Here is a 13,234-nt window from a genome sequence, read left to right as displayed (position 1 = left end):
CGGGCCGACGGGCGTCGTCACGCGCGACGTTGCGCCCCGTTCAACCCGTCCGCCGAATCGGCCCGCCCTCTTCGGCGCCGCGTTCGTCCGCAAGCCGCCCCGCGTAATCGCGCGCGAACTGCACGGCGATGCGGCCCGAGCGCGCACCGCGTTCCAGCGCCCACTGCAGCGCGGGCTCGCGCGCCGCGCGGATTGCTTCGTCGTCGAAGCCGGCCGCGCCGAGGCGGCTCTCGACGACGGCCAGGTATTCGTCCTGCGTAAAGCCATAAAACGTGACCCAGATCCCGAAGCGCTCCGACAGCGAAATCCGCTCCTCGACCGCGTCGCCCGGATGCAGTTCGCCGTTCTCCGCGCGCGTCACGTTCGCGTTGTCGCTCGCCTGCTCGGGCATCAGGTGGCGGCGATTGGAGGTCGCATACACCAGCACGTTCGACAGGTCGCTCGCGACCGAGCCGTCGAGCACCGTCTTCAGCCCCTTGTAGCCGGTCTCGCCGGCCTCGAACGACAGGTCGTCGCAAAACACGATGTAGCGCTCGGGCCGCGCGCGTACGAGCTCGACGATCGCAGGCAGGTCGCTCAACCCTTCCTTGCTGACCTCGATCAGCCGCAACCCGTGCACCGCGAACGCGTGCAGGCACGCCTTCACGATCGACGACTTGCCGGTGCCGCGCGCGCCGGTCAGCAGCACGTGATTGGCCGCGAACCCGCGCACGAATTGCCGCGTGTTCCGTTCGACGATCGCCGCCTGCCGGCCGATGTTGCGCAGCGCGTCGAACCCGACGAGCGCGGGCGTGGCGATCGGCTCGAGCGGCGCCGTTCGAGGGCCGCCGCCGAAGCCGCGCCAGCGAAACGCGACGGCCGCCTCGAAATCGACGTCGGCCGGCCGCCCGGTGTGCGCCATTGCTTCGAGCGCGGTCGCGATGCGTTCGAGCTGGCGCGCAAGCGACGGGTCGGCAACCGGCGCAGGTCCGTCCGGCAGTGCGGCAATCAGGTCCCGCATGTCGAATCCGGCGCTCATTGGCGGACCTCTTGCGACGCCCTGGCATGGAACGGGAACCGCTGCGCGATCGCCACGCCGACGAGCGCGACACCGCCGCCGACCAGGTGATACAGCCGCAGCGATTCGCCGAGCAACACGATCGCGCCGGCGGCCGTCATCACCGGCAGCAGGTTCATGAACATCGCGCAGCGGCTCGGGCCGAGCAGCCGCACGCCCTGCATCCACAGATACGGCAGCACCACCGACGCCAGCACGCCGGCGTACAGGATCAGCGGCACGCTCGCGCGCGTCGGCCAGGCGGCCTGCGCGGGCAACCGCAGCAGCATCGGCAGCATGAACACGAGCGCGGCCAGCGCCTGCACGTAGGTCGACTGCCATGCCGGCAGCGCGCCGATGCGCCAGCGCTTGAGCAACACGCCGTACAGCGCGTACGCGGCCGACGCGGCCAGCATCAGCAGGTCGCCCATGTGCACGCCGCGGGCGGCGATCGCCGTCGGGTGCCCTTCGGCGATCAGGTAGACGACACCCGCGAGCGACAGCCCCCCGCCGCCGATCATGCCCGCGCCCGGCGGATCGCCGAGCAGCAGCGAGCTGAGCACCATCGTCATCAGCGGCACGAGCGCGGTGATGATCGCCATGTTGGTCGCGCTGGTCGTCTTCGCGGCCTCGTAAGACAGGCTCTGGAACAGCGCCATCGCGAGAAAGCCGAGCGCCGCGAGCTTCGGCAGGTGCGCGACGAGTACCGCGCGATTGCGCCATGCGGGGGCGAGCGTGAAGACGCTCATCAGCACGACCCCCAACAGCAGCCGGTAGAACGTGATGGCCGACGGGTCGATCGTCGACACCGACAGCTTCGACACCACGACGTTGCCGGCCCACAGCGCGATCGCGCAGAAGGGAAACAGAAAAGGTGACTTGTTCATCGCGTTCGACGGATTAATATCCTGACAGGGAATCTGGCGTGAATCGGAACGCCATCGTGCCCGTCCGCTCAACTGCCTGTCTCACGCCAAAATGTCAGGACTTATCGCCAATCGGACATTCGAGTCCACCCAGCCCTTCACGCACCTGCGCTACGAATCGACGCCGATGCCGGTGTCCGCGATGGCGGCGGCCTATACGCACGGCACGTCGATCCCGGCGCACCGGCACCGCCGCGCGCAGCTTCTCTACGCGATCGAAGGGGTGATGCACGTGCAGTCTGAGGGTGCGTCGTGGGTCGTGCCGCCGACGCGCGGCGTGTGGCTCGAAGCCGGCCTCGACCATACGGTGCAGATGAGCGGCGACGTGCAGATGCGCACCGTGTTCGTCGAACCGGGTGCGGTCGAGCACCTGCCCGCGCGCAGTTGCGTCGTGGAAGTGCATCCGCTGCTGCGCGAGCTGATCCTCGCCGCGGTCGAGGTACCGCTCGACTATGCGCCGGGTTCGCGCCACGATCACCTGATGCACCTGCTGCTGGCCGAGGTGACCGTCGCACCGCTGCTGCCGCTGTACCTGCCATGGCCGCACGACGCGCGCCTGCGGACGATCTGCGACACACTCGTCGCCGCGCCCGACGACCTGCGCACGATCGCCGAATGGGCCGACCTGCTCGGGCTGTCGGTGCGCACGCTGCATCGCGCGTTCCGGCGCGAGACGGGGCTCAGCTTCCGCCGCTGGCGCGAGCAGGCGCGGCTGCTGCTCGCGCTCAAGCGTCTGGCGCACGGCGAAAAGGTGGTCACCGTCGCGATGGATCACGGCTACAGCAGCCAGAGCGCGTTCTCCGCGATGTTCAAGCGGCACTTCGGCGTGTCGCCGTCGGCGTTCTATGCGTAGCGCGGGTCGCCCCGGCCCGACTCACTGGCCGCCGTCGAGATTCACGACTTCGACCCGCCGGTTCACGGCCGCACGCGGATGCGCCGGGTCTTTCGGGCGCGCACTGCCCACACCCTCGACTGCGAGCCGCGTGCCGTCGATCCCGAAGGTCGACACGAGGTAGTCCACAACGGCCTGCGCGCGCCGCCTCGACAGAGAGAGATTCGTGCTCGGGTTGCCAGACGCGTCGGTGTGCCCGACGATCCGGAACCGGGCGTGCGCGAGCGCGTCGTCGCTCAGCGCATGACCGAGGTTGTCGAGCAGCACCCGGCTGCCCGGCGTGAAACGGGCCGACGAGAAATCGAACTGGATCGCGAGGTTCACGGACGGCGGGCCCGGCGTATCATCCTGCGTGCGCACCGGTGCCCGTTCGACGACGATGCCGCGCAAGCTGCGGCTCGCGCCATGCGGCGCAAGCTGACGCACGATTTCGTCGGCAGACGGCCGCATGTCGGCTACATCGCCGGCATGGACAGGCAACGCGGCAAATCCGCCAGCGCACCACAGGCAGGCCGCGATGCGCGCGGCAAGCATCGTCTTCATGCGTTCACTCCTTCGCCACCGTCTTCAAAGGCAACACGGCAACCGCCACTGCGTCGTGCGCGGAGGCCGCCGGATCGGGGTCGAGCAGCGGCATCCGGAATTTCGTCAGGAATTCGCGATCGACCTCCTTGTCGGGCAGTGTTCCCACGACGAGCCGCCGGCGCGACGCGATCACGACGACGATCTCGTCGCCAAAAGGTTTCGCGACGCGATACACGGGCTGACCGTTCCTGCCACCACCGAACACGAGCCGGCTGCGCGGTGGAACAGGGCGCGGCGACGCGCCTTCCGGCCAGCTCAGATAGACGACTTCGCCGCTCGCCTGCAGGTACGCGACATACAAGTAGCTCGGATAACCTGGACTCGTCACCTGCAGCGCGAGCGAATCGCCTTCCCGATAGCGCTCGGCCGGGTGTCCGACCGCTTTCACGTCGAGCCCGCCCGCATGGCGCAGCCCCTGGTCGAAACTCAGGTAGACCTCGCATTGCGGCCACGGATGCACAGTCACGCGATTGTCGACGCGCCCTGAATCCGGCATCGCAGCAACGGCCTTCAGCAATGCGTCGAGATCGCCCTGCGAGCCGACGAAGCCCGTTAGCGCCACGCTTCGGTCAGCCGCCACACCGGCGTCAACGCGCGCGCACTGCAGTTTGTCCACGCGGCGCCGGATCGCATCGCGCAGCGCATCAGGCGACACGTTCTGTCGAATCACCGGCGGCACCGGCGGCGGCTCCGGTTCGACATGCGCGGCGGTCAGCAACCGCCGAATCCCGTCCGGGTCGATTTCATCGATGACGAACGGGCCGTTCGACAAGTTCGTGAGCAGCGTTTGGTAGTCGATGCGCAGCAGCCCCTGTTCGCCCCAGTGCTCGCCCCATGAGTTGACGACAGTGAAGGTCTGGCTCGCGTCGTCATAGCCGGCGATGACCATCGCGTGCGCATTCTCCTTCGGCAGCACGTCGCGGAACACCCCGCCGCGGTATCGCTGCAGCGCGCTCGTGATGTCGCCCGAATAGATCCCGATCACAACCGGCTTGCGCGCGAAGACCGCGCCGCGAATCTTCTCGAGGACGTCGCGGTCATCCTTGTCGATCAGGCTGTAGGTAAGCAGGCGATTGTTGCGCGCGTCGCGCATGCGCAGGTCGTCGGGCAGCGCCGAACACGTCTTCGGGTCGTACGGCAAGCCGTCGAACGTGACGAGGCCGTTGTCGTGAATCGCATCGAGGGCGGCCGTGACCGACGTGCCGCCCTCGCAGCGGCCGCGATGCAGCAGGTTGAACAGGTAGGCCGGGCTGAAGGCAACGCGACGCCGCTCACCGCCCGCCGCGCCCTGCCGTTCGAGCTGCAGGTTGAAGGCGGCACTAAGCGCGTTGTAGCCGGTCGCCCAGGCCGTACAGGAACCCTGCTCGCCCTGCGAGCGCACGAGCGGGAAATAGCGTGTGAAATCCGAGCGCGGCGGCAGGTACGCGCGATAAGCAGGCTGGCGCGGCACGGCCGCGAGCACGGCGGGCGGGTCGTCGACGAGCCCCGTGGCATGACCGGTCTGCGCGGACACGGGCCGCGCGGCGGCCGCAAGCAGAACGCACGCGATGGAGAAGCGGAGGCGACGGCACATGATCGTACTCCCCGGCAGCCGGATACGTGTGTCACGTTTTCGTGAACGACATCAGTTCGCGGCGCTCGCTTGCGGACATGACGCCGTGCCGGTCGTAGTTCACGGTATCGATCGCGACGAAGCGCGGCACCTTGCCCGGGGCGACCCAGTACGTCCGGGCGCGCCGCGACGGCACATACAGCCGCCAGCCGTTCGCCTCGACCCGAAACGCGTCGAAGCGACCGGCCGGCACGTCGATCGTCTCGCGCTCGACCACCCTGCATGTCAGTTCGACGACGTCCACCTTGCCATTCGGAAACGTGTAGTCGAAGCGCGTGATCCATTCCTTGCCGATCGAGTACTCGCTCGCGAACAGCTGGTTGTCGCCAAGCACGCCGCCGTCGGCCTCTCGGCGCGGATTGCCGAGCAGATCGGTCACGAATTTTCCGCCGTTGAATTCGATCCGGTCGCCGACGATACGCGTTACGCGATGCACGAAAACCCGCTCGTCCTGATGAAGACGATCGACGAACCGGTAAACGTAGCGGTCGCCAAGCGCGATCCTGCCGGCTTCCGCACTGCCCTGGCTGTACGGATTCGCGGATGAGGTCTGAACCCTGATCCGTTGCTCGCCGCTCTCTGCCAGCAGACGATCCAGTTCGACCTGGGCGATTTCGCTGAAATGTCCGTTCGGATGCGCTTTCAGGTACGCGAAGATCGCTTGCGCGGTGCCGGACTGCTGCGCCGCCTGCCAGTCATCGCGATCCTTGCCGAACGCCGCGTCGCGCTCCGCCTGCGTCGGCACATGTGCGTCGGCCGGCGGCACGAAAAAGAAGTCGTCTTCGAGCGACGTGCTCTCCCACGGAATCTGCCGCCCCTGCGAGCGCTGCCGCACGGACAACCGCACGCGCTTGAACACGTCCTCGATCTGCACGCCCGGGCGCACGATTTCCTTGAGCAGGTTCTCGGTGTAGAGACCGTTTCGGCCATCGCCGTCCGACGCGACATTGCCGGGTGCGGTTGCATACGCGAGCAGCGTGCGTGTCGGCGCGTCCATCTGGCTCAATCCCGATCCCGTCTTGCCCGCCGCACCGAACGGATTATCGCGGCACGCATCGAGAATCACGACACTTGTCGGCGTGTCGGCCTTGCCGAGGCCGTCGAGCAGCGTCGCGACATCGACGGACTGCCGCATCACGTCGTCCGCGCGCGCGAGCCGGACATCGATGGGCAGCAAGTAGTTACGCCAGTCGATCTGTATCCCGTGCCCGGCGAAATAAAAAAGCGCAACGGATTGCGTACGCGTGACCTTCGCGCAGAATTCGCCGATCGCGTCGACCATCGACTGGCGGCCTGCATCGAGCCGGCGATCGATCGAAAAACCGAGTCTGCCCAGCACGTCGGCGATCGCGGTTGCATCGTTGACGGGATTGTCGAGCGCCGCGCGCGGATACGCGGCATTGCCGATCACGAGTGCCGCACGCGGCGCATCGCGAAGCGCCGCCTGCACTGCCGGGCCATCGAGCCACGGCAGCGCGGCTAGCGCGGACAAACGGCCGAGCATCACACGACGCCGTGGATCGAATCGTAATTGCGAACCCGGCCGCATGTCTCCTCCCTTCGCCTAGCGAGCGGCCGAGGTCGGCGCGGCAATTCGCGCGAATGGTCTGACGATTCCGTTCACGGCACCTCCCCGGTACATCCCCGACACGCGGTCGGTCGCGTGCCCGATGTTTGTCCACATATCATCCGGGGAAAGCGTATTCCGTTCAAATCGGGTGTTTCGCCAATGCGGCCGGAGCACGATGCTTCAATATCCTGACGATTGACGGCGATACGGTCCCCGTTGCATCGGCCGTGGCGCCTCGCCCGCACTCTGCCGCTACCGCGCCGCAATCCCCGCGATGAAACACACGCACGCAACCGCCGACGCGACCGTGCGCACGTGATTCCACATCGTCCAGTCGCGCAGGTAGCGCGTCCAGAGCGCCGCGCCTTGCGCGGTCGCCGGATCGGCCGCGGCGAGCGCGTCGTTGAGCGGCACATTGACGGCCATCGTCACCGCGAACATGCCGAATACATAGAGCACGCCACCCGCGACCGCCGCCATCGCGCCCGGCTGGCCGCGATCGAACAGCGCGATCACGACGAGTGCGAGCGCCATCAGCGTCGTGCCGAGGAACAGCGGCATGAACGGCGAGCGCACGATGTCGACGTTGATCGCGTTCATCGTGGCCGCGCCGGCCTGCGGCGCGAGCCGCCCGAGCGACGTCATCACGAACGTCGAGAACGCGAAGTACACGCCGGCCATCAGCCCGCAGCCGATGGCCGAACCCCACAGCAACGCGGCAGTCACGAACGCGATCATGATCAGGCGCTCCACACGCCGGTTGCGGCCGTCGCCCGCGCGTAGTCGGCGAAATCGCGCGCCGGCCGCCCGAGCGTCTCCTCGATGCCATGCGCCACCGCGCTGTTGCGCCCGTCGAGCACCACGCGGAACAGATCGTCGAGCAACGCGACGACCGGCTCCGGCACCCCGACCTCGTGCAGTTCGGCGACGAACGCGCCGTGTGAAATCTCGCGATAGGTAACCGGCCGGCCGGCGGCGCGCGCGATTTCGCCGACGGCTTCGGCAAACGTCAGCGCGCGCGGGCCCGTGACTTCGATCACGCGGTCAGCGAACCGCACGTCGGTGAGCGCCGCCACGACCACGTCGGCGATGTCGTCCGCATCGACGAACGGCTCGCGCACGGCGCCGGCCGGCAGCGCGACTTCACCGGCCAGCACGCCGTCGAGCAGATAACCTTCCGAGAAGTTCTGATTGAACCAGCTTGCCCGCACGACACCCCAGCCGATGCCCGACGCCTGCAATGCAGCCTCGGCCGCTTGCGCGCCGGGCTCGCCGCGCCCGGACAACAGCACGACGCGCGCGACGCCGCGTTCCCGCGCGAGCCGCGCAAAGGCCGCGATCGCTTCCACAGCGCCTTCAACGGACAGGTCGGGCTGGTAGGTCACATATGCAGCCGACACGCCCTCAAGCGCGGCCGGCCAGGTCGCCGGCGCCGTCCAGTCGAAGCGAACGGCCGACGTGCGCGATACGGGCCGCGTCGCGATGCCGCGCGCGCGCAGCCGTGCATCGACGCGGGCGCCCGTCTTGCCCGAACCGCCGACGACGAGGATGGGAAGTGCCGACATGTGCGTCTCCTTTGACCAAAATACGAGAATTTCTCGCGTTTTAAAAACACGATAGACTCTCGCATTAGCAACGTCAAGTTTTTCCGGAGGCGGCATGGGCCGACAAAAATCGGGGCAAACCACCGAGCCCGAAGCGGCGGCAGCGGACGCACCGGCGCGTGCACGGCTCGTCCCGACGCAGCAGCGCAGCCGCGAGCGGTTCGAGCGCATCCTGGCGTGCGCGTCGGAAGTGATGATCGAGAAGGGGTGCGACGCGTTCCGGATGAGCGACATCGTCGAACGCACGGGCATCTCGTTCGGTTCGCTGTATCAGTACTTTCCGGACAAGGCGGCCGTGATCGGCACGCTCGCGGAGCGCTACAACGCGGCCGGGCATGAATGCGTGCGGCGCGACCTCGCGACGCTGAAGACGCTGGGCGACCTGCACGACACGCTCGCGCGCATCACGGACAGCTACTACCGGATGTTCGTCGACGAGCCGCTGATGCGCGACATCTGGCGCGCGACGCAGGCCGACCGCGCGCTGCAGGCGCTCGACCGGGCGGACGGCGAGTTCCTGGCCGGCCTGCTCGCGGACGCGTTGGGAGAAGTGGCGCGCGACACGACACACGCACAGCGGAGCGCGTTCGCCGAGCTGATGATGATCCAGATCGCGGCGGCCGTGCGTCACGCGATCACGCTGCCGCCGAAGGCCGCGCGGCAGATCCTCACGATGTTCAAGCACACGCTGCCGCGCGATCTGGCGGTGCTCGACGCGTAACCGCGCCGCTCAATGCACACGGCCGCCCGAAGGCGGCCGCGCGAAGTGGCATGACGTGCCGCTTACTTGCTGTAGTCGTACACCCCGCGCCCGGTCTTGCGCCCGAGCCGCCCTGCCGACACCATTTCGCGCAGCAGCGGGCATGCGCGATACTTGGGATCGCCGAAATCCTTCAGGAACACGTCCATCACCGCGAGGCACACGTCGAGGCCCACGAGGTCGGCCAGCGCGAGCGGCCCGATCGGGTGGTTCGCGCCGAGCTTCATCCCCGCGTCGATTTCCTCGGCCGACGCGATGCCTTCGGCCAGCACGAAGAACGCTTCGTTGATCATCGGCACGAGAATGCGGTTCACGACGAAGCCCGGCGAGTTGCGCACGCCGATCGGCGACTTGTCGAAACGCTCGGTCAACGCGCGCACGGCCGCCGCGGTCGCGTCGCTCGTCTGCAGCCCGCGGATGATCTCGACGAGCGGCATCAGCGGCACCGGGTTGAAGAAGTGCATGCCGAGAAAACGCGACGGATCGGCAAGGCGCGCCGCGAGCGCGGTGATCGAGATCGACGACGTGTTGGTCGCGATGATCGCATCGGGCCGCGCGACGGCCTCGATCTGCGCCAGGATGCGGCCCTTCAGCTCGACGTTCTCGGTCGCGGCTTCGATCACGATGTCGACCGATGCGAGCTTCGCGTAGTCGGTCGACGTCGTGATGCGCGCCAGCGCCGCGTCGCGTGCGGCCGCGTCGAGCTTGTCCTTCGACACGAGCCGTTCGAGGCTGCCCTTCAGCGTCGCGACGCCCTTGTCGAGCGCGGCGTCGCTGACGTCGATCATCACGACGTTGAGTCCCGCAACGGCCGCGGTCTGCGCGATGCCGTTACCCATGGTTCCGGCGCCCACGACGCCGACGATTTCGATGGCCATGTAGTTCCTGTGTGTTCGGGTGCTGAGGGTTCGATTATCAGATGTTCTCGAAGATCGCAGCAATACCCTGGCCGCCGCCGATACACATCGTCACGAGCGCGTAACGCCCGCCGACGCGCTTCAGTTCGTACAGCGCCTTCACCGTGATCAGCGCACCGGTCGCACCGATCGGGTGACCGAGCGAGATGCCCGAGCCGTTCGGGTTGACCTTCGCGGGATCGAGGCCGAGCTCCTGCGTGACCGCGCAGGCCTGCGCGGCAAACGCCTCGTTCGCCTCGATCACGTCGAGATCGGTGATCTTCAGGCCCGCGCGTTCGAGCGCCTTGCGCGTGGCCGGCACCGGGCCGATGCCCATGTAGGCCGGATCGACGCCCGCGTGCGCATACGCGACGAGGCGGGCCAGCGGCTTCACGCCCTGCGCGCGCGCGGCATCCGCGCTCATCATCAGCACGGCCGCGGCTGCATCGTTGATGCCCGATGCGTTGCCGGCCGTCACGGTGCCGTTCTCCTTCGCGAACACCGGCTTGAGCTTCGTGAAATCGTCCGCGCTGGCATCGTGGCGCACGTGCTCGTCGGTATCGAACGCCACCTCGCCCTTCTTCGTACGGATCGAAATCGGCAGGATCTGGTCCTTGAAGCGCCCTTCCGCGATCGCGCGCGCCGCGCGACGATGCGATTCGAGCGCCAGCGCATCCTGCGCGTCGCGCGAGATGTCGTATTGCTTCGCGACGTTCTCGGCCGTCACGCCCATGTGGATCGTCTGGAACGGGTCGTGCAGCGCGCCGAGCATCATGTCGACGAGCTTGCCGTCACCCATGCGCTGGCCGAAACGCGCGGCCGGCACCGTGTACGGCGCGCGGCTCATGCTCTCCGAGCCGCCGCCGATCGCGACATCGGCATCGCCCAGCATGATCGTCTGCGCGGCCGACACGATCGCCTGCAGGCCGGAGCCGCACAGACGGTTCACGGTCAGTGCCGGCGCGTGCTGCGCGACCCCGCCGTTGATCGCCGCGACGCGCGCGAGATACATGTCCTTCGGCTCGGTGTTCACGACGTGGCCGAACACGACATGGCCGACCGCATCGCCCGACACGTTCGCGCGCGACAGCACTTCGGCCACCACCTTCGCGCCGAGATCGGTCGGCGAGAAATCCTTCAGGCTGCCGCCGAAATCACCGATCGCGGTACGGACACCGCTCACCACCACGACTTCCTTCGCTGCATTGCTCATCGTCTCACTCCGGTTCGTTCGCGCCCGCGGGCGCGGGGATGCGTTACATGTTCGGGTAATTCGGCCCGCCGCCGCCTTCCGGCGTGACCCACACGATGTTCTGTGTCGGGTCCTTGATGTCGCAGGTCTTGCAGTGCACGCAGTTCTGCGCGTTGATCACCAGCCGATCGCTGCCGTCGTCGTTCTTCACGAACTCGTACACCGCCGCCGGGCAGAAACGCCCCTCCGGTCCCGCGTACGTGCGCAGGTTCACGTTCACCGGCACGCTCGCATCCTTCAGCGTCAGGTGCGCCGGCTGGTTCTCCTCGTGGTTCGTGTTCGAGATGAACACCGACGACAGCCGGTCGAACGTCAGCTTGCCGTCCGGCTTCGGGTATTCGATCGGCTCGCACTGCGACGCCGGCTTCAGCATCTCGTGATCCGCATGCTTGTGGTGCAGCGTCCACGGCACGTTGCCGCCCATCACCTTCTGCTCGAGCCCGACCATCAGCGTGCCGAGATACAGCCCCTTGGCCATCCACTGCTTGAAGTTGCGCGCGCGGTACAGCTCCGTGTACAGCCACGACTGCCTGAAGGCGTCCGGATAGGCGTTGAGCTCGTCGCTCTGGCGGCCGGCCTGCACCGCGTCGAACGCCGCGTCCGCCGCCAGCATGCCGGTCTTGATCGCCGCGTGGCTGCCCTTGATCCGCGATGCGTTCAGGAAGCCCGCGTCGTCGCCGATCAGCGCGCCGCCCGGGAACACCGTCTTCGGCAGCGACAGCAGGCCGCCGGCCGTGATCGCGCGCGCGCCGTACGACACGCGCTTGCCGCCTTCGAGGAACGCGCGGATCGACGGGTGCGTCTTGTAGCGCTGGAATTCCTCGAACGGCGACAGGTACGGGTTCGTGTAGCCCAGGCCCACCACGAAGCCGACCACGACCTGGTTGTTGTCCATGTGATACAGGAACGAGCCGCCGTAGGTGTCGGACTTCAGCGGCCAGCCGGCCGTGTGGATCACGAGGCCCGGCTTGTGCTTGGCCGGATCGATTTCCCACAGTTCCTTGATGCCGATCCCGTATGCCTGCGGATCCGCGTTCGCGTCGAGCTTGTACTTCGCGATCAGTTGCCGCCCCAGATGGCCGCGGCAGCCTTCGGCGAACAGCGTGTATTTCGCGTGCAGCTCCATGCCGAGCTCGAAGTTCTCGGTCGGCTCGCCGTCCTTGCCCACGCCCATGTTGCCGGTGGCGACGCCCTTCACGGAACCGTCGTCGTTGTAGAGGATCTCGGCGGCCGGGAAGCCGGGGAAGATCTCGACGCCCAGCGCTTCGGCCTGCTGGCCCAGCCAGCGCGTGACGTTGCCCAGCGAAATCACGTAGTTGCCGTGGTTCTTGAAGTTGTCGGGCAGCGCCCAGTTGGGCGTGGTGACCGCGCTGCTCTCCGACAGGAACAGGAAGCGGTCTTCCGTCACCTCGACGTCGAGCGGCGCGCCGCGCTCCTTCCAGTCGGGGAACAGTTCGGTGATCGCGCGCGGGTCCATCACCGCACCCGACAGGATGTGCGCGCCGATCTCGGAACCCTTCTCGAGCACGCACACGCCGATCTCGGTGCCTTTCTCGGCGGCCAGCTGCTTGAGCCGGATCGCCGCCGACAGCCCGGCGGGGCCGCCGCCGACGATCACGACGTCGTATTCCATCGATTCGCGCGGGCCGTATTGCGCGAGCAAGTCCTGTGTGGTCAAAATCCTGTCTCCTCCTGCGTCCCGACCGTCAACCGGTCAGAACTGGTCTTCCGTCAACGCGAGCACGCTCTCGTTGCCCTTCGCGCCGACGATCGACGCCTCGAGCGCACCCGCCTGCACGAGAATGTGTTCCGCATAACATTGCGCGATCGCGATCTTCGCATCGAAGAACGCCGGGTCGCTCGCGCGGTTCGCCTGCGCCGCCACCAGCGCGCGCGCCATCTGCCACCCGCACAGCACCACGCCCGCCAGCTTCAGGTACGGCACGCTCCCCGCGAACACCGCGTTCGGGTCCTGCTTCACGTTCACCACCACGTAATCCACCGCCGACGCCAGCGCGCGGGCACCTTTCTCCAGCTGTACCTTCATCGACGCGGCCGCCGCACCGTCCAGCTTGCCCAGCGCCGCCACCGTGGCGTCGAT

The 13,234-nt window shown here is 67.6% G+C and carries 13 protein-coding genes; 2 read left to right on the top strand and 11 right to left on the bottom strand.

All coding sequences use genetic code 11. The features are described 5' to 3' along the window. Positions 1-40: 40 nt before the first annotated feature. A complete protein-coding gene (locus HWX00_RS35985) occupies positions 41-1,018 on the bottom strand; it encodes an ATP-binding protein (protein ID WP_059557407.1) in 978 nt (325 codons plus the stop codon). Further along, positions 1,015-1,923 (bottom strand): DMT family transporter, encoded by a 909-nt coding sequence (locus HWX00_RS35980; RefSeq protein ID WP_175029079.1) that lies wholly within the window; start codon positions 1,921-1,923, stop codon positions 1,015-1,017. Before HWX00_RS35980 ends, HWX00_RS35985 begins: the two co-directional genes overlap by 4 nt. Positions 1,924-2,014: 91 nt before the next feature. Here HWX00_RS35980 and HWX00_RS35975 point away from each other — a divergent pair, with 91 nt between their 5' ends. Continuing rightward, positions 2,015-2,815 carry an AraC family transcriptional regulator gene (locus tag HWX00_RS35975; protein ID WP_034191092.1) on the top strand — a complete coding sequence of 267 codons (801 nt, stop codon included), beginning with the start codon at positions 2,015-2,017 and terminating at the stop codon, positions 2,813-2,815. Positions 2,816-2,836: 21 nt separating this feature from the next. On the opposite strand, the gene HWX00_RS35970 is transcribed toward HWX00_RS35975, so the two are convergent. From HWX00_RS35970 to HWX00_RS35950, 5 genes are all read right to left on the bottom strand, one after another. After that, entirely contained in the window at positions 2,837-3,397 is a 561-nt protein-coding gene (locus HWX00_RS35970) for an OmpA family protein (RefSeq protein WP_175029080.1), read from the bottom strand. A 4-nt stretch (positions 3,398-3,401) separates the two neighbouring features. Further along, positions 3,402-5,012, bottom strand: a complete 1,611-nt coding sequence (locus HWX00_RS35965) for a C1 family peptidase (RefSeq protein ID WP_049030028.1) — start codon at positions 5,010-5,012, stop codon at positions 3,402-3,404. A gap of 31 nt (positions 5,013-5,043) precedes the next feature. Next, positions 5,044-6,555, bottom strand: a complete 1,512-nt coding sequence (locus tag HWX00_RS35960; RefSeq protein ID WP_175029081.1) for a caspase family protein — start codon at positions 6,553-6,555, stop codon at positions 5,044-5,046. Between the two features lie 318 nt (positions 6,556-6,873). Continuing rightward, entirely contained in the window at positions 6,874-7,359 is a 486-nt protein-coding gene (locus tag HWX00_RS35955) for an anthrone oxygenase family protein (RefSeq protein WP_175029082.1), read from the bottom strand. A 2-nt stretch (positions 7,360-7,361) separates the two neighbouring features. Next, entirely contained in the window at positions 7,362-8,186 is an 825-nt protein-coding gene (locus tag HWX00_RS35950) for a Rossmann-fold NAD(P)-binding domain-containing protein (RefSeq protein WP_175029083.1), read from the bottom strand. A gap of 94 nt (positions 8,187-8,280) precedes the next feature. Between HWX00_RS35950 and HWX00_RS35945 the strand changes: the two genes are divergently transcribed. Further along, on the top strand, positions 8,281-8,946 hold the full coding sequence (locus HWX00_RS35945; RefSeq protein WP_059557415.1) for a TetR/AcrR family transcriptional regulator: 666 nt from the start codon (positions 8,281-8,283) through the stop codon (positions 8,944-8,946). A 62-nt stretch (positions 8,947-9,008) separates the two neighbouring features. On the opposite strand, the gene HWX00_RS35940 is transcribed toward HWX00_RS35945, so the two are convergent. The 4 genes from HWX00_RS35940 to HWX00_RS35925 all read right to left on the bottom strand — a co-directional run. Beyond that, positions 9,009-9,863, bottom strand: coding sequence for a 3-hydroxybutyryl-CoA dehydrogenase (locus tag HWX00_RS35940; protein ID WP_049030023.1), 855 nt, complete (start codon positions 9,861-9,863; stop codon positions 9,009-9,011). Positions 9,864-9,900: 37 nt separating this feature from the next. Further along, entirely contained in the window at positions 9,901-11,094 is a 1,194-nt protein-coding gene (gene bktB, locus HWX00_RS35935; protein WP_175029084.1) for a beta-ketothiolase BktB, read from the bottom strand. 43 nt (positions 11,095-11,137) lie between these two features. Beyond that, positions 11,138-12,766, bottom strand: a complete 1,629-nt coding sequence (locus HWX00_RS35930) for an electron transfer flavoprotein-ubiquinone oxidoreductase (RefSeq protein ID WP_425129261.1) — start codon at positions 12,764-12,766, stop codon at positions 11,138-11,140. An 81-nt stretch (positions 12,767-12,847) separates the two neighbouring features. Then, positions 12,848-13,234, bottom strand: a 387-nt coding sequence (locus HWX00_RS35925; protein WP_175868192.1) for an acyl-CoA dehydrogenase C-terminal domain-containing protein, incomplete at its 5' end; no start/stop codon positions are given.

It is taken from the genome of Burkholderia seminalis DSM 23518 (assembly GCF_902832885.1).
Taxonomy (GTDB): domain Bacteria; phylum Pseudomonadota; class Gammaproteobacteria; order Burkholderiales; family Burkholderiaceae; genus Burkholderia; species Burkholderia seminalis.
This window is presented reverse-complemented; position numbering and strand designations above follow the sequence as displayed.